The sequence below is a fragment of the Helicobacter winghamensis ATCC BAA-430 genome, assembly GCF_028751035.1.
In the GTDB taxonomy this organism is placed as follows: Bacteria; Campylobacterota; Campylobacteria; order Campylobacterales; family Helicobacteraceae; genus Helicobacter_D; species Helicobacter_D winghamensis.
Window position 1 is genome coordinate 1,473,812 of the sequence record NZ_CP063533.1, and the last position, 16,176, is coordinate 1,489,987.

General features: G+C 35.4%; 17 protein-coding genes. 3 read left to right on the forward strand and 14 right to left on the reverse strand.

Translation table 11 applies throughout. The features are described from left to right. Together trpB and trpA are read left to right on the forward strand one after the other, a co-directional pair. The gene (trpB, locus tag IP358_RS07575; RefSeq protein ID WP_006803031.1) at positions 1–1,272 is read left to right on the forward strand and encodes a tryptophan synthase subunit beta; all 1,272 of its coding nucleotides are present in this window, start codon (positions 1–3) and stop codon (positions 1,270–1,272) included. Then, complete coding sequence (trpA, locus tag IP358_RS07580; RefSeq protein WP_006803030.1) at positions 1,265–2,050, forward strand: tryptophan synthase subunit alpha; 786 nt, start codon at positions 1,265–1,267, stop codon at positions 2,048–2,050. Before trpB ends, trpA begins: the two co-directional genes overlap by 8 nt. A gap of 19 nt (positions 2,051–2,069) precedes the next feature. On the opposite strand, the gene IP358_RS07585 is transcribed toward trpA, so the two are convergent. The 8 genes from IP358_RS07585 to IP358_RS07620 all read right to left on the reverse strand — a co-directional run bounded on the left by IP358_RS07585 (position 2,070) and on the right by IP358_RS07620 (position 10,701). Further along, positions 2,070–2,738 carry a YggS family pyridoxal phosphate-dependent enzyme gene (locus tag IP358_RS07585; protein WP_006803029.1) on the reverse strand — a complete coding sequence of 223 codons (669 nt, stop codon included), beginning with the start codon at positions 2,736–2,738 and terminating at the stop codon, positions 2,070–2,072. A gap of 9 nt (positions 2,739–2,747) precedes the next feature. Continuing rightward, entirely contained in the window at positions 2,748–3,818 is a 1,071-nt protein-coding gene (gene rseP / locus IP358_RS07590) for an RIP metalloprotease RseP (protein WP_006803028.1), read from the reverse strand. After that, positions 3,819–4,364 (reverse strand): CDP-diacylglycerol--glycerol-3-phosphate 3-phosphatidyltransferase, encoded by a 546-nt coding sequence (gene pgsA / locus IP358_RS07595; protein ID WP_006803027.1) that lies wholly within the window; start codon positions 4,362–4,364, stop codon positions 3,819–3,821. A 9-nt stretch (positions 4,365–4,373) separates the two neighbouring features. Continuing rightward, positions 4,374–5,153, reverse strand: a complete 780-nt coding sequence (locus IP358_RS07600) for an enoyl-ACP reductase (RefSeq protein WP_006803026.1) — start codon at positions 5,151–5,153, stop codon at positions 4,374–4,376. Then, the gene (gene dapA, locus IP358_RS07605) at positions 5,153–6,055 is read right to left on the reverse strand and encodes a 4-hydroxy-tetrahydrodipicolinate synthase (RefSeq protein WP_006803025.1); all 903 of its coding nucleotides are present in this window, start codon (positions 6,053–6,055) and stop codon (positions 5,153–5,155) included. The genes IP358_RS07600 and dapA overlap by 1 nt, the downstream gene beginning before the upstream one ends. 8 nt (positions 6,056–6,063) lie before the next feature. Next, positions 6,064–7,332 (reverse strand): M16 family metallopeptidase, encoded by a 1,269-nt coding sequence (locus tag IP358_RS07610; RefSeq protein ID WP_040498797.1) that lies wholly within the window; start codon positions 7,330–7,332, stop codon positions 6,064–6,066. A gap of 56 nt (positions 7,333–7,388) precedes the next feature. Further along, entirely contained in the window at positions 7,389–8,453 is a 1,065-nt protein-coding gene (pyrD, locus tag IP358_RS07615) for a dihydroorotate dehydrogenase (quinone) (RefSeq protein ID WP_006803023.1), read from the reverse strand. Between the two features lie 136 nt (positions 8,454–8,589). Then, positions 8,590–10,701 (reverse strand): methyl-accepting chemotaxis protein, encoded by a 2,112-nt coding sequence (locus IP358_RS07620; RefSeq protein ID WP_006803022.1) that lies wholly within the window; start codon positions 10,699–10,701, stop codon positions 8,590–8,592. Positions 10,702–10,800: 99 nt separating this feature from the next. Here IP358_RS07620 and IP358_RS07625 point away from each other — a divergent pair, with 99 nt between their 5' ends. Beyond that, positions 10,801–11,829 (forward strand): SLAC1 anion channel family protein, encoded by a 1,029-nt coding sequence (locus tag IP358_RS07625; protein ID WP_006803021.1) that lies wholly within the window; start codon positions 10,801–10,803, stop codon positions 11,827–11,829. A gap of 11 nt (positions 11,830–11,840) precedes the next feature. Here IP358_RS07625 and IP358_RS07630 read toward each other — a convergent pair whose 3' ends face one another. Genes IP358_RS07630 through modA form a run of 6 tightly spaced genes read right to left on the reverse strand, consistent with a single transcriptional unit; the run spans position 11,841 to position 16,175 of the window. Then, complete coding sequence (locus tag IP358_RS07630) at positions 11,841–12,734, reverse strand: methyltransferase regulatory domain-containing protein (protein ID WP_050754830.1); 894 nt, start codon at positions 12,732–12,734, stop codon at positions 11,841–11,843. A 50-nt stretch (positions 12,735–12,784) separates the two neighbouring features. Further along, entirely contained in the window at positions 12,785–13,396 is a 612-nt protein-coding gene (locus IP358_RS07635) for a class I SAM-dependent methyltransferase (protein ID WP_050754829.1), read from the reverse strand. Positions 13,397–13,453: 57 nt separating this feature from the next. After that, on the reverse strand, positions 13,454–14,350 hold the full coding sequence (locus IP358_RS07640) for a sulfate/molybdate ABC transporter ATP-binding protein (RefSeq protein ID WP_006803019.1): 897 nt from the start codon (positions 14,348–14,350) through the stop codon (positions 13,454–13,456). Further along, positions 14,347–15,018, reverse strand: a complete 672-nt coding sequence (modB, locus tag IP358_RS07645; protein ID WP_006803018.1) for a molybdate ABC transporter permease subunit — start codon at positions 15,016–15,018, stop codon at positions 14,347–14,349. Before modB ends, IP358_RS07640 begins: the two co-directional genes overlap by 4 nt. Then, positions 15,008–15,394: a hypothetical protein gene (locus IP358_RS07650; RefSeq protein ID WP_006803017.1), complete on the reverse strand. Its 387-nt coding sequence runs from the start codon at positions 15,392–15,394 to the stop codon at positions 15,008–15,010. The genes modB and IP358_RS07650 overlap by 11 nt, the downstream gene beginning before the upstream one ends. Before the next feature lie 16 nt (positions 15,395–15,410). Next, positions 15,411–16,175, reverse strand: a complete 765-nt coding sequence (gene modA, locus IP358_RS07655; protein ID WP_006803016.1) for a molybdate ABC transporter substrate-binding protein — start codon at positions 16,173–16,175, stop codon at positions 15,411–15,413. Between the last annotated feature and the right edge of the window lies 1 nt (position 16,176).

Consider the following 16,176-nt stretch of genomic DNA (forward strand, 5'->3'; position numbering starts at 1 on the left):
ATGAAGAAGATATTCCTAAAATCCAAAGAAGGTTTTTTTGGTGAAAATATAGAAAATTATATGCACGCATTTGGCGGACAATATGTTCCTGAAATTTTATATCCCGCACTTAGGGAATTAAAAGATTGTTATACAACTCTCTTAAAGACAAAGTCTTTTAAAGCCGAATTAAAGGAGCTTTATCATTCCTTTATTGGACGTCCAACACCCCTAATTTATGCAAAAAATGCTAGTTTATTATTAGGGAATTCTATTTATTTAAAGTTTGAAGGACTGGCAAATACAGGCGCACACAAAATCAATAATGCGATAGGACAAGTCTTGCTTGCCAAAAAAATGGGAAAAACACATATTATAGCTGAAACTGGCGCAGGGCAACACGGGCTTGCCACAGCAGCGGCATGCGCAAAACTTGGGATTAAATGCACAATTTTTATGGGTGCCCGTGATATTAGACGGCAATTCCCAAATGTATTTAATATGGAACTACTTGGAGCAAAAGTTGTAAGTGTAGAGAGCGGCACACAGACGCTAAAAGATGCAGTAAATGAGGCTCTAAGGGAATGGAGCAAAGATTCTAAAAACACTTTTTATGTACTAGGAAGCGCACTTGGTCCCCATCCTTATCCTGACATTGTGCGTGAATTTCAAAGTGTTATTGGAAAGGAATTAAAAAAACAAACACAACGCTTTTTTAAAGGCAATCCTGATATTATGATTGCTTGCGTAGGTGGAGGAAGTAACGCAATAGGATTTTTCAGTCACTATCTTAAAAGCAAAGTAGAATTAATTGGTGTGGAAGCTGGTGGATTAGACGACAAAAACAATGCAATTAGAATGCATAATGAGAGTTCCAAAATTGGAATTGCACAGGGTTATAAAAGTTATTTTCTAAGTGATGCTTATGGAAATTTATTAGAAACTTATTCTATTTCAGCTGGACTTGATTATGCAGGCATTGGTCCTCAACTTGCACATTTAAAAGAAATTAAACGCATACAATTCATAAACGCAAATGACAAAGAAGCCCTTGAAGCCTTACAATTTTTTGCCAAAAATGAAGGAATTATTGCCGCATTAGAGTCTAGCCACGCATTAGCAGGAGCTTTAAAAGTCGTAAAAGAAGTTAAAAACAAAAAGATTCTTATTAATGTGTCTGGGCGCGGGGATAAGGATATTTTCATCACCGCAAAAACCTTGCAAAAGGGACGCTGGAGCGAATTTTTAAGTCAAGAAATCCAAACAATGCAAAAGAAGGAAAATAATGAATAAGGCAACACAAAACATTGCATTAATGGGACATATTGTAGCAGGCTTTCCAAATTTTGCGCAGAGTTTAGATTCTGCAATTGGAATCGCAATTGGCGGAGCAGAGTATTTAGAAGTGCAATTTCCTTTTTCTGATCCAAACGCAGATGGAATCGCTATTGCAAATGCGTGTGAAATAGCACTGAAAAATGGCTTTAACACTGATCTTGGATTCCATTTTATTGCAGAGTTACAAGAAAAACTAAAAACACTTAACTGCCACACAAAACTTATTATTATGACTTATGGAAATATTTTGTTCTGCTATGGTATTAAGAAATTTTTACAAAAAGCTAAGGAAGTTGGTGTATGGGGACTTATTGTTCCAGATTTGTCTTTACAAAACGATGAAAATCTTTTCAAAGATAGCAAGAAATTAGGACTTCAAAATATTGCTCTTATTGCCCCTTTTACAACACCTAAACGCATGCAAGAATTAAATAAAGCTAGTGGGGAAATTCTATATGTTATTGCACGCAATGGAATAACAGGTGATACAACCATCATCAACCAAAACTTGTTAGACTATATCACCCTAGTTAAAACAAATTGCACTAAACCCATTGCACTAGGGTTTGGAATCCAAAACAAAGAGCAAATCCAAAATTTACGCGGAGTCGTTCCCATTGTTGTTGTAGGAAGCGCCTTTGTGCGATACATCACAAATCTTTGCTACAACTCAAAAGATCACAAGACAATCACACAATCCTTAAAAAATTTCACGCAAAATCTTTTAGAATAAATCTTGCGTGCTTATAATTTCATTTAAATAATGTGCTTCCTAAGCGCACACAATTACTTCCACAAGCAATGGCAAGTTCAAAATCTCCACTCATTCCCATACTAAGCACTTCTGCGCCTTTGATTTGCGAAAAAAGATTCTGTGTAAGTTCAAAACTTTTTTGCACCAACGCCTTATCCTCTGTGTGCGCTCCAATACTCATAAGCCCACAAAGCTTAATATTCTTGCATTCCCCTTTAATCCTTGCATACGCTTCTAGGGCAACTTCTGGCATAAACCCACTTTTGCTAACCTCTTTTGCGCTATTAACTTGTAAAAGAGCGTTAAGCTGTTGATTTTCTCGCTCTAAGCGTGATTGCAAGGCTTGCGCTAATTCTAAAGAATGCAAACTTTGCAATAAATAAGGCTTAAGTTGCAAAAGCGCATTGATTTTATTACTCTGCAAAGAGCCAATAAAATGCCACTCTAGCGGCAATGCTTCTAATGTGCTTGCTTTTTGCTGCAAATCCTGCACTTTATTTTCTCCAAACGCTCTTTGTCCGCAAGCATACAAAGTGGCAATCTCTTCTTGTGTAGAGTATTTACTCACAGCAACTAATTGCACAATGCGCCTTCTATCCACAGCAATTCTTGCCTTTTCAATTCTTTCAATTGCTTCCAGTAAATTTTGATTTAACCGCGCCTGCATTGCATTCCTTCAAAAAGGCATTGTGCCATTAATGATTCTTAAAACATCATTATATAATCCAAGTCCCATAAGCCCTAAAAGCACTATCCACCCAGCAAGACTTAGTCGATAAAGCGTTTCTTGCGTAGGAATCCTTTTGCTAATCATCTCATAGAGCGTAAAAAGAATGTGTCCTCCATCTAATGCGGGAATGGGAAGCAAATTTAAGATTCCAAGATTAACAGAAATTAACGCACTAAAGGCAAAGAGCGTTACAATTCCAAGCTCTGTTGCCTTTTTTGTAATACTAACAATAGAAACCACTCCACCCACTTCACTTAAAGGCACAACTCCAACTAGCATTTTTTCAAGGCTTTGCAAAATAAGCTTGCTAGACTCTTTAGTCTCTTTCAAGCCATAAAAGATGGAATCCAAAATACCATAAGACACCACACGCACTTCACCGCTTGCCACAATCCCAAGCAAAGGGCGTTGAATGCTCTCTCCAAAGAGATTTTTAGAATTGCCAAATTGCGGCGTGATTGTTGTTTCATATTCTTTATTTTCACGCAAAAAGACAATTTCAAGCTCACCTTTAGATTCCGCTATTGCACTACTTAGATTCCCCCAAGTGCGAATTTTCTCTCCATTAATTGCCACAATCTCATCACCACTTTTTAGCCCGGCTAAACTTGCTGGCATATTAGATTCCACCTTGCCAACAATGGGTGCTAACTCATTTTTGCCAATTAATCCAATCGCAACAAAAAGCAAAAAGGCTAAAAGCAGATTAAAAAACGAACCTGCCGCTAAAATCACTAGCCGTTTCCAATGTGCGATTCCATATAAACTATCAGAATCGCTATTGCGTAACTTTGGATCTATATCGCTCTGCCCTTTAAGCTGCACAAAACCGCCCAAAGGAATCGGGCGCAAAGAATATTCTGTATCGCCAATTCTCTTTTTCCATAAGCGTTGTTTTCCAAAGCCTATGCTAAAGGCTTCTACTTTCACGCCAAAAAACTTTGCAGCCAGAAAATGTCCTAGCTCGTGAAAAAATATCAAAAAAGAAAGAACTAAAATTGAACCAATTAATCCCATCTACCTAGCCTTTACATACATTTTTACATAATCATAACCTGAATATAGCGTTAAAAATACTGCAAGCCAAAGCGTAGCATTGCCAAAGGAATAATCCATTAACAAAAACGCAATCGCAGTAATTTGCAATCCTGTTTTATATTTGCCTAAATTTGAAGCAGCAACTCTCACACCCTTACTTGCTGCAACCACGCGCAAACCGGTAATAAAAAACTCTCTACTTAAAATCAAAAACACCGCCCACACATTAGCCCTACCTAAAACTAGCAATCCAAGCAAAGCTGCTAACATTAAAAGTTTATCTGCTAAGGGATCAAAAATCTCTCCAAACACGCTACCTGCGTTAAAAGTGCGCGCAATAAATCCGTCAAAAAAATCTGTAATGCTTGCAATACAAAATACTAAACACGCAAAATAGTTAATCCAACTTGGATGAATAGGGGGCGGCAAAATAAAGCTTCCATAAAGTATTAATCCAAGCAATAAGAAAGCTAAAACAATGCGTAAAAAAGTAAGAAAGTTTGGCAAAGATTCTAATTTTAACATATCATTTACTTATTTAAAGCTTGTTCCCCCATCAATAACAATCGTCTGCCCTGTTAGCCAAGAGCTAGAATCGCTATCACACAAGAACAAACAAGCCCCAGCAATATCACTTGGCTGCCCCATACGATTAAGCGGACTTTGCGATTCCACCGCTGCTTTAATCTCTGCATAATCTGGAAAGGCTTTTAGCGCGTCTGTATCAATAGGACCACCACTTACAGCATTAACACGGATATTAAACTCTCCTAATTCCATTGCTGCGTATTTAACCATTGTTTCTACTGCATTTTTAGAATTTCCGTGTCCTGCATAATTTGGCATATACACTAAATTTCCAGTAGAGCTTAAAGAAATAATGCTTCCCCCACCAATTTTCTGCATTCTTTTAGCTGCTTCTTGCGCTCCAACCACAAAAGCTAGCACGGTAGCTGTATAAATATTATTTAGCCCCTTTGGCTTAAGTCTCATAAATGGCGCAAATCCACCGACAACACTTTTACCATAAATGATTGCATTGCTAATAAAAAAATCCACACGCTCAAAATCTTCATCAATTTTTACAAACAAATCCTTGTAAGTTTCAGGCTCAAGCACATTTAGAGGATAAGCTTTTGCTTTAATCCCATATTTACTTTCTACATCTTTAATAATATTTTGTGCTTCTTCTTCATTTTTATTATAAGTAAATGCAATATTGACTCCATTTTGTGCGAAGCGATATAAAATTGCCTTACCGATTCCACGCGTTGCGCCACTAATTACTAATGTTTTTCCTTTAAAATTTTCCATTATTTAACTACCTCATATTGTTTTAAGATTTTTTCTAAAAGCTGCAAATTCTCTGCACTTGGAGCCACTAATGGCAAGCGATATTCTAGTGTTTTTAAAAGCCCACTTAAATACATTGCTGCTTTAATAGGAATGGGATTACTCTCTATAAATAAAGCCTTATTGATTGCATAAAGCTCGTTATTTATATTCTTTGCTAGTTTGTAATTTTGATCTCTTAGAAGTGCGTGTGTTAATTCTGCAATTTTATTAGGTAGAAGGTTAGAAGTTACAGAAATTACGCCTCTTCCACCACAGCTAAGAATAGGATAATTGATTGCATCTTCACCACTAACAATACACAAGCTCTCTGCTTGTGTATTTAAGTCAATCACCTTTTCAATGCTTCCACTTGCCTCTTTGATGCCATAAATATTTGGCACTTCCTTAAATAAATGCAAAATTGTAGCACTCTCTAAATTTACTCCTGTGCGTCCTGGAACATTATAAAGCATTAATGGAATTTCAACAGCATTTGCAACAGCTTTATAGTGCTGAAACAATCCTTCTTGCGTAGGCTTATTATAATAAGGGGTTACACATAAAATTCCATCAGCCCCACAAGATTCTGCAAACTTTGCCAACTCAACGGCTTCTTGCGTGGAATTGCTACCTGCACCTGCTAAAACTTTAACATTAGCATATTTTTTACACACACTCACAGCAACTTCAATACACTCTCTATGTTCCTTATGACTTAGCGTTGCACTCTCCCCTGTTGTTCCAACAGGAATAAGAGCATCAATTCCATTGCGGATTTGACGCTCTATTAAACCTTCATAGCTTTCTAAATCAAGCGCACCATTTTTAAAAGGCGTTACTAATGCTGTCATCGCACCTTCAACTGGATTTTTTACCTGCATAAACTTCCTTATTTTGTTAGGGTTAAAATTGTTGCATTTTCAGATGCAAAATACTTTTGCGCCACTTCAACAATATCTTTTAAAGAGAGATTTTCAAATGCTTCTTCAAATTGCAATAAACTTTCTAAATCTCCACGAGCAATATAACTTCCAAAGAGATTTGCCACACCACTGCTAGATTCTAAATCATACAAAAAACTTGCACGCATATTTGTTTTAACCTTTTGCAAATCAGCTTCTTTAATTTTGCCTTGCTTAATCTTCTCAATCTCTTGTAAAATTGCTTTTTCTAAACTCTCTAACTTCACTCCAGAATTTGCAATCCCCATAAAAATAAAAAGTCCCGTATCCACTAAATCCATATTGTATGCATACACTTCTGCTGCTAACCGTTTTTTATCCACGATTTCACGCACAAGCTGACTACTCTTACCTCCACTTAAAATCTCACTTAAAGCACTAAGGGCAATTTGATCTTTATGGTTAAAAGGAGGAATTTTATAGCCAAGCGCTAAAACTTCAATTTCACTTTGGCGATGAATTTTTGCGCGTCTTTCCCCATCTTGCTTTGGCTCTTGCATATACACAGATTGTGGAATCTCTTTTGTATTTTTAATCCCTTCAAAATGTTTTTTAACCGCCTTTAATGCTTCCTTTTCATTCACATCACCAGCAATCACAACGACTGCATTTTTGGGCTGATAATAAATACTATGAAACTCTTTTATATCCTCAATGCTCCAATTTCTAATATCATCCATAAAACCAATAGGTGTCCAATGGTAAGGGTGATACACAAAAGCTGTATTAAAAAGTCTAAAATACAAATATCCCATAGGATTATTATCTGTTCGCCATAATCGTTCTTCTGCTACAACATTACGCTCAGGTTGAAACTCGGAATCCTTCAAGTTGAGATTTTGCATAAGTTCCGCAAAGAGTTCTAAAGATTTTTCTAAATTTTGTGTGCTAGATTTTATATAATAATGCGTATAGTCAAAGCCTGTGGAAGCATTTGTAGCCCCACCATAACCTTTAACGATCCTATCAAATTCCCCAGCCTTTAAATTTTTTGTGGATTTGAAATTTAAATGCTCTAGCATATGTGCGATTCCGCTTTTTCCCATAACTTCATTGCGACTTCCCACTTTATAAAACACATCAGTTGTGATTACTCCACTTTGATTTTTTAGAGGAATAATTACGACTTCCAAACCATTTTTTAATACGCTTTTATAATGCTTAGGAAGCACAGATTGATCTGCTAAATTAGCCATTAAAACTCCTGCAAAAAATATTTTTACACAAAAAATAAATAAAATCGCACGCAATTTCATAAATCCACACCAATTGCTTCGCTAATATGGTTAAATCCATCACGCTCTAAATATTCTTTCAGTCCCTTATTGATATTCTTAACTAGACTTGGACCCTCAAAAATCATTGCACTAAAAACTTGCACGAGATTTGCGCCCAAACGAATCCTTGTATAGGCTTCTTGTGCATTTGTAATTCCACCTACACTAATGAGCGTTGTTTTGCGTTTGCTTACCTTAAGAGTTAGAGCGATTTGTTTTAGCATTTCACGCGCTTTTGGTGCTAAAACTTTCCCAGAGATTCCACCCTTTTCTTTAGGATTTACCACAAGAGAATAATCCAGCGTTGTATTAGTCGCAATAATCCCTTTTGCCCCATTATCTATCGCACATTCTACTAAACTTAACGCACTTTCAATGCTTAAATCAGGGGAGAGTTTTAGATAAATAGGTTTTTTATAAATTTCACACAATGCTAAAAATAACTCTTTTACAAAAGTTTCATTTTGCAAATCGCGTAAATTTGGGGTATTTGGCGATGAGATATTAACACTCAAATAATCTGTATTTTTCTCAAAAATCCTAGCAAGCGCAGTATAGTCCTTAATTGCATTTTCTTGTGAAGTTAATTTATTTTTACCAATATTAACCCCAAGAGGCAACACAAAAGGATAGCATTTATCCAAGCGCATACTCACCGCATTAGCACCATCATTATTAAAGCCCATCGCATTTTGGATAGACTCTTCATTAATATGTCGCCAAAGTCTAGGTTTTTCATTTCCACTTTGCGCCAAAGGTGTTACAGCCCCCAATTCTAAATGTGAGAATCCTAATGCACAAAGGGATTCCAACATTGTGGCATTTTTATCAAACCCTGCTGCAAGCCCCACAGGATTATAAAAACGCATTCCATCAATTTCTTGAAATAAAATAGAATCATCAAAGCAAAATTTTTTAGAAACAAAAGGAAGTAGTGCTGGAATCTTTGGAGCAAATGCGCAAACAAACTCTACAATACTATGTGCAACTTCTGGATCTAAGCGAAAAATAAATTGGCGTAAATTCTGATAATGCAGCATTTCTACCTCGAATTCAATTTCAAATTAAAAGACTCAAAATTGTAGCATTTTTTAATAAAGTTACCATAAAAAAGACAGAAGATCCTAACCTTGCCAAAAGCAATTAAAAAACAGAAGTTAGAATCTTTTTTAAGCCTTAATATTTTTTCTTATTGACATCTTCTAAAATCGCATCCGCTAATTTTGCAACATCTTGTCCAATCACACTCACTTCTTTGGCAATCAAATTATTTTGCTCTGTAATTTCCTCAACCGCATTGATAGATTGTGTAATTGCATTCATTGCACTTGCTTGATTATTGATATTTTCCCCTGTTTGATTAATAGATTGCACAAGCGTATTTGTATAGGCTTCAATCTCACTTAGGCTCTTTCCTGTGCGCTCTGCTAATTTTCTCACTTCATCTGCAACAACTGCAAAACCTCTTCCGTGCTCCCCAGCTCTTGCTGCTTCAATGGCAGCATTAAGTGCTAGCAAGTTTGTTTGATCGGCAATATCTTGGATAATTTTTAAAATATTTTTAATCTCATCGCTTTGTTTTGCTACTTCTTTAATCATCGTATTGCTATCTTGCATATCTTGTGCGATTTGCGCAATAGCATGCGAACCTTCTTGTAGAGAGTTTGTTTGCGTGTTAGACTTTTCTGCCAAATCATTTAAAAGATTCATTAAAGCATTGCTTTTTTCATTAAGCGTATTAGAGCATTCTGCGCTAAAGCGCAACATTTTTGAAACTTCTGCTCCTAGTTTATTTGTGATAATCTCCACATCTCCCTTTGGATCTTTAAGAGAGCGTGTAAAATCTAGCTCTGAAAACGCCTTATGCACATTTGCAATCTCACGCAAATTTATCCCAATATGTTGCTGCAAGGAGTCTAGCATCATATTTAACACATTTTTTAACTCTATAAGCTTTGGATTATTTGGTTTTGAGTTAATGCGCACACTTAAATCCCCATGCTCAATTTTTGCCACTGTTTCAAGGGATTCTTTAATTGCAACTTGATCTTTCTCTAATCCTTCTTTAATTGTTTGTGCATTTTGGTTAATCATCTCTCCCATCATTCCTAATTCATCGCGATGATTGATAATAATATTTTCAAAACTTTCGCGCTTATCATTAAGATAATCAAAAAACCCTTGCAAGCCACTTTTAATATTATTTAAATGCTTAGAGATAATATGTCCTACAAAATACATTGCTACACAAATTATTAAAAGAACAACCAAAGAGATTATTGCGGCAAAATTTCTATTTTCTTTAGCTGTTTGTAACATTTCATCAAGAGGAATATTTGCAAACACTGCCCAATGGATTCCATCTTTACCTAATGTCAAAGGCTCCATAATTGTTGTAATAGGTGCATTGGTGTTTGGGCTAATGCGCTCAAAGACAACTTCCTTGCCCTTTAAAGCTTCCCTTAGATGCGAATCTGCGCTTTTATCAACTTGCTCCATTTTGCGATTAAAAACATGAAAAAACTTATGGTGCAGCACAACACTATCTTGCGAAAGCAACACAATAAAGCCACTTTCTAAAATTTTCACCTTTTTAACAGATTCTCCAAGCTCTTGCATATCAAATGCGATTCCACTTATTCCTAAAGTTTGGGAATTATAAGTGATTTTATTCAGCAAATAAACAGGCGCATATACAGGTGTTTTATCGGCACTATCTTTAGATTTTGGTTGTATGTTTGGGATAAAAATTGCTTGAGATTTACCCTCTTCAAAAAGTGCGTTTAGCTCACTATCTGACATCTTTAAGGGTAATACATTTTGCGCATTCTCACTTGCATAAACTTCACCATTAAAAAAACGCACAAAAGCGGATTGATACATCGTATCTTGCGATATTGTAGCATTTAGATAGCCACGCAGCATTACTGCACAACTATAATCACACAAGCGTGTTGAGTTAAAATCTCTTAAAGTTTTTAAACTTTCTGTTGCAATTGTGGCAATATTTTGTGCATTTTCAAGCCCCAAATCCACACGCTTTTCAATAATTCTTGCCTTATCTTTTAAAATTGCTTGTGCGTAATTTGTCGTAGTTTCCTTAGCAAATTCAAAGTTTCTATCACCCACTAAAATCACAACCATAGCTAATCCAACAAACGATACCGCAAGTCCTGCAATAATAATTTTAGCCTTCAAACTAATATCATTTATCTTTGATAATTTTTGCAAAATCCCCATCTTTCTAACATTCTCCATAAAAAAGTAAATTCTTAACTTTACTTTCATTGTAACATATTTTACTTATATCTATTGTAATTTAATCACAGATTAAGATGCCACTTTAGAATATACTTCCGCCTTAAATTTAAAACTGAAAGGAACATTATGGAATCACAAAATACACAATGTCAAATAGACTCCAAACAAAGTTGGTTACAACATTTTCCTATTATGTTTTTTGCCAGCATTATGGGCGTTGGTGGATTATCCCTTGTTATTAACAAATCTATTAAAATTTTTGATTTATCTTTACATTGGCTTTTTCTTGCGTTTGTAACACTTAGCGCCTTTTTATTGTGCCTTATCACATTACTTTATGGATTAAAAATCCTAAAATATAAAAACGCCTTTAAAAAAGAGTTGAAACACCCTATTCGTATTAATTTCTTTGCGGCAACTTCAGTTTCCATTTTGATTGTTTTGATGCTACTTTTACCCTTTATCCCAAAAGGCTTTGCGCTCACTCTTTTTTATTTAGGGGCTGGTTTGCAACTTATATTTAGTTTATATGTTGTGCGTTTTTGGTTTATCAACGAAATGCAGCAAAAAATGGCGAACCCTGCTTGGTTTATCCCAATTGTAGGTAATCTCATCGTGCCACTTGCTGGAATGCAACTAAGCATACAAAGCTACATTATCCCTTTTGAAATTCTTATTTTTTACTTTGGAATGGGAAGCTTTTTTTGGATTTTACTAAATGCTGCTTTATTGATTCGTTTAGTCTTTGGTGAAAATTTACCGCAAAAATTCCTTCCAACTCTATTTATTTTTATCGCCCCGCCTAGTGTTTTTGCGCTTGATATTCTTGCGCTTTTTGGCAAACTTGCAAATGCAGGCGTGTTATATGGAATCGCAAGCGCAAGCTTTAGTATCGCACTCTTTTTTATGTTTTTAATGGTAAGTATGTTTGGAGTATTTAGAAGCATTAAATTCGCACTTTCTTGGTGGGCTTTTACCTTTCCAACAGCTGCTTTTACGCTTTGCGCATTAGAGCTTTATGCAATCTCTTATTCTAAATTCTACGCATTTTTAGGAATCTTTGGAATTGCATTAACGACAATCATCGTAGCTGTCGTATCTTTTCGCACATTAACAGCGATTAAAAAGCGTGAAATTTGCGTATTAGAAGAATAAGCTCAATGCGCTTATTCTAAAATTCCAAGTGCTTTATAAAGTGGCACTTTTTCTAAAAACTCTTTAACCACTTCTTTAATCACCGCTTTATTTTCCGCTTCTGACTCTAGGATTTTTCCTTCTTTGATAATCTCTCTTTTATTCTCTTTGAAGAGTTTTACAATGAAATTAACAAGTTCGGTTTCTTTTTTGGTTTCTTTGATGTAAGCACTTATAGCTAGTTGTTCTATGCTTGATATCATTAAAGCTGAGGCAGTAACAGGGGAAGCAAGATAACTTGATTGACCATAGCGAACCAATCTTTTTAAAAGATTGGCATTATAAACTTTAACCCTTTTTTCAATATCTGGTGTTAAAGGCTGTGTTGGACTAATAATGTTTTGATGGACCCCAAGCATTAAAAATTCTAAAACTTGCCCAAATTTTAACTTGCACTCCTGTGTAATCTTTCGCATTGTTTTTGGTTGAAAGTCATCTTTTTCTAAGACATTTAAGACAGGTTGATAAATTTCTCTATTAAGATTAATCTCCCCTACGGCACATTGAACTTTATCTTTAAGATTTTTGAAAGAATTGGTTAGAATAAAATGTGTATTCATAAGCCTATCCATTGCTTGTTTATATGTAATAGCCCTAGCACCTTTCACATAAATATCTCTTCTAAATTGGCAATTTAAATAATAATCTTTTAATTGTTCTTTAAAAATTTTATTTTGGATTTTGTTAAAAAATTCACTCGCATTAGACATAATATTGAATCTATCAAATTGACCAAGGCAATCTGCACTAGTTGCAAAGGAACATTTAGCTTCTTCTATCATTTTTGCCACTTGGTAGAAATAAAAACAATCCCAATTTTGATTAAAATATTCATGTGAAATGTATGCAAAATTTTCATTCTTCACATCTTCTAAAAATTGCCTATTTTGAGGAACATTAATGGCATAACTAGGATTTATTTTAAAAATTCCTCTATAAACCCTAAACTGCTTTTAACAAAAGCTTGAGTATCCATTTCCGCAGAACCATATAATTCTTTATAAAGCGATAGAAGTTCTCTAGAGGGAGTTTTTGCAGACCAGCCGGGCATACAATTATAACTATTATAGACTACACCCCCAACTTTTAAAAATTTTCTAATAATCTCTAAAATGACATTGCGATTTTCCTGACTAATCCAAGAAAAAATGCCATGAAGAACAATATAGTCAAATTGTGGCTGTTCTTTTTCAAAACGCTCTAAAAGCTCCCTAAAACTATCATCATATAAAATAATATTATCGCCTACTGCATAATCTCTTGCGATTGCTACTTGCATAGGATTAAAATCCGTGCCGACATAATTTCCGCTTGTTGTTGCCGCATGCACATTAATGCTCGCTCCTTGCCCAAACGCAAGCTCTAAATAATTAAAACTTTCTGGAGGACAAATATCTTCCTCCCCCCTGCAAGGAATATCATACCCGGCTAATGTTAAATTAAGATTTAAATATAATGGACTTAACTCTCTAAAATAATAATTTACATATTCCACATCTGTAAAATACCCCTCACTCCAAACTGCCATAAACTCTCCTATTTTTGCATTAAAAGTTCAAGATTGTAACACAATTCAAATTAACATTTACAGATTTGCTATTTTTGTTACCACTGGATTCCACGCTTTTGAAGAGAGCATTACACAATCGCCACTTTTTAAATCCACTACCTCCTCTTCTTGTGCAGTGATTTGTGCGATTTCATTGCCGATTAATACGCTTAAAACATACACTAGCCCACTTTTTTTAATCTCTAGCACCACGCCACTATGGCGGAATTTGCCACTAGGTAAATCTTGCAAAAACACGGAATGCGGGCTTCCTTGCTTGTGTATGATTCCTTTTTCAATGAATAAAACGAAGTTTGAGAGAAAAAACACTTCACTAAAATTATGGCTAACTAAAAATGTGGTGAGATTAAAATGGCGATGGATTTTTAAGAGTTCCTTTTGAAGTTTATGCGCCATCACGGAATCTAAAGCAGAAAATGGCTCATCTAAGAGCAAAATTTCAGGGTTCCTAACCAATGCTCTAGCTAAAGCCACTCTTTGTTGCTGTCCGCCACTTAGCGTGTTTGGCTTCTGTTTAGCGAGAGCTTGTAATTCCGTGATTTCTAGCAATTCTACAACCTTTTTTTTATCAGCCCCTTTAGGTAAAGCAAAGCTCAAATTCTCTTCCACACTCATATTAGGAAAAAGCGCGTAATCTTGAAATACAAAGCCTATGGTGCGTTGTTGTGGTGGGAGATTTATGCTAGCCTTTCTTGCTTCTTTTGCCTTCTCAAACCAAACTTTATCCCCCACTTGCACACGCCCAAAATCTGGTTCAACTAAGCCTGCTAAAATCCTTAAAATCGTTGTTTTACCTGCTCCACTTTTTCCAAAAAGCGTGATTAAATCTTGCTCTTTAAGAGTGCAAGCTACTTTTAAAACAATTTCACCTTGCGCACTCAAAAGGCGTTTTTCAAAGTCTAAAATAATCACTTTGCCCCCCTTTTATTTAAATAAAAAGTCAAAAGCAAAATCAAAAATGTAACCGCAAATAAAGTCAAAGCATATTGATGTGCTAGGGCATAATTTAGGGATTCTACCTCATCATAAATCGCAATACTTGCCACACGCGTAACGCCCTCAATATTCCCCCCTATCATCATCACTACGCCAAATTCCCCGATAGTGTGCGCAAAGGTTACTACAATTCCAACAAGCAAAGAGCGTGAAATATTAGGCAATAACACCGCATAAAGAATTCTAATGCGATTTTTTCCAAGTGTTAAAGCCGCTTCAAAAAGTGATTTAGGAAGCGTAGAAAACCCTGCTTGAATAGGATTTACCATAAAAGGAAGTGAAAAAATCACAGAGCCTACAATCAACCCTTCAAAACTAAAGACAAGTTTAAGATTAAAAGTTTCCAGTAAAAACTTCCCCAAAAAGCTTTGCGGACTAAAGGCAATTAGCAAATAAAAACCCAAAACACTAGGCGGAAGCACCAAGGGCATTGACACAATCGTTTCTAAAACGGGCGTGATTTTGCTTTTATTAAAAGCTAAAAAATATGCTAGCGGAATTGCAATTATAAATAGCACAAAAGTTGTTATTAACGCTACTTTGAGCGTTAAAAGCATTGTGATTAAAAAACTATCAATTTGCATAAATCATCACAGCATTTTCAGGGATATGCCACTTCACATAATCCCCCTTTTTTAAAGCATTTTGGCGGATAAAATCTAGCGGACACAAGGCAGTGATTGCCTTATCTTGCACTTCTAATGCTAGCCTTGCAAATAACTCATCTTGTTGTATATCTAAAATTTTGGATTTAAAAGTATTGTGCAAGCCCTTTAATTCCAAGCCCACAATTACACTACTTTCTTTAAAACCTAATTCTAAAGTTTTTTGTAAAAATGATTCTAAAAATGTAGAATCCTCTAGCAAAAGCGCATTTAACATTTGCGATTCCATATTTTTAGAACCATCGCATAATTGCACACAAAGGCGTAAAATACCTTCTTGTGCGTCAAAATGCATTAAGATACCTTGAAGTCTATTCAACGCTATATCCAAATTTGACAAATTTTTCTTTTGCGTTTTTACTTAAAATATAGTCTTTAAAATCCTTAGCAAGTTTAGAATCTTTACCATAATTTGTAATCACAAGTGCTTGTTCAATGGGTTTATAAAGCTTTTCATCAATGGCTACATAACTCATTGTAGATGTATTAATCCCACTATCTCCTAACATTGATAAAGCAGTAAAGCCCACTTCCGCATTTTTAGATTCCACATAAGTTGTTGCAGCACCTATGCTCTCCCCTGTTACAAACTTCGCTTGCACTTTTTCAAGCATCTTTGTAGCTTCCAATGCTTCCATTGAAGCCCTACCATAAGGGGCAACTTTAGGATTTGGAATCGCGATATGTGTGATTTTAGGATTTAAAATATCGCTAAATTCTTTAATCTTAAAGTTTTCATTATTGCTCCAAAGCACTAATTTCCCTTTAGCATAAATCTCTTCTTTGCTTGGGGCTAACTTTTCTTCATAAAGTTTTGCAGGATAGCTCACATCAGCAGCAACAAACAAATGTGTAGGCGAGCCATTTTTAATTTGCGCATAAGCCTTGCCACTTGAGATATAAGAAATCTCAATTTTATCGCCTTTTTTATTCTCTAAAAAATCTGTTTTAATCTCTTCTAACACATATTTTAATGAAGCTGCTGCTAAAACTTTAATCTCTTCAGCTTGCGCACTAAGGCTAAAGATAGCTCCACAAATTCCAACGATAATTGCTTTTTTGATTCCACTTAACATT

Bases quoted from the DNA above. Each gene is read 5' to 3' on its own strand.
- IP358_RS07610 (WP_040498797.1), bottom strand. From the start codon at position 7,332: ATGGCTAATTTAGCAGATCAATCTGTGCTTCCTAAGCATTATAAAAGC.
- trpB (WP_006803031.1), top strand. From the start codon at position 1: ATGAAGAAGATATTCCTAAAATCCAAAGAAGGTTTTTTTGGTGAAAAT.
- IP358_RS07600 (WP_006803026.1), bottom strand. From the start codon at position 5,153: ATGGAAAATTTTAAAGGAAAAACATTAGTAATTAGTGGCGCAACGCGT.
- IP358_RS07620 (WP_006803022.1), bottom strand. From the start codon at position 10,701: ATGAAAGTAAAGTTAAGAATTTACTTTTTTATGGAGAATGTTAGAAAG.
- pgsA (WP_006803027.1), bottom strand. From the start codon at position 4,364: ATGTTAAAATTAGAATCTTTGCCAAACTTTCTTACTTTTTTACGCATT.
- modA (WP_006803016.1), bottom strand. From the start codon at position 16,175: ATGTTAAGTGGAATCAAAAAAGCAATTATCGTTGGAATTTGTGGAGCT.
- pyrD (WP_006803023.1), bottom strand. From the start codon at position 8,453: ATGCTGCATTATCAGAATTTACGCCAATTTATTTTTCGCTTAGATCCA.
- modB (WP_006803018.1), bottom strand. From the start codon at position 15,018: ATGCAAATTGATAGTTTTTTAATCACAATGCTTTTAACGCTCAAAGTA.
- IP358_RS07635 (WP_050754829.1), bottom strand. From the start codon at position 13,396: ATGGCAGTTTGGAGTGAGGGGTATTTTACAGATGTGGAATATGTAAAT.
- dapA (WP_006803025.1), bottom strand. From the start codon at position 6,055: ATGCAGGTAAAAAATCCAGTTGAAGGTGCGATGACAGCATTAGTAACG.
- IP358_RS07585 (WP_006803029.1), bottom strand. From the start codon at position 2,738: ATGCAGGCGCGGTTAAATCAAAATTTACTGGAAGCAATTGAAAGAATT.
- trpA (WP_006803030.1), top strand. From the start codon at position 1,265: ATGAATAAGGCAACACAAAACATTGCATTAATGGGACATATTGTAGCA.
- rseP (WP_006803028.1), bottom strand. From the start codon at position 3,818: ATGGGATTAATTGGTTCAATTTTAGTTCTTTCTTTTTTGATATTTTTT.
- IP358_RS07650 (WP_006803017.1), bottom strand. From the start codon at position 15,394: ATGCATTTTGACGCACAAGAAGGTATTTTACGCCTTTGTGTGCAATTA.
- IP358_RS07625 (WP_006803021.1), top strand. From the start codon at position 10,801: ATGGAATCACAAAATACACAATGTCAAATAGACTCCAAACAAAGTTGG.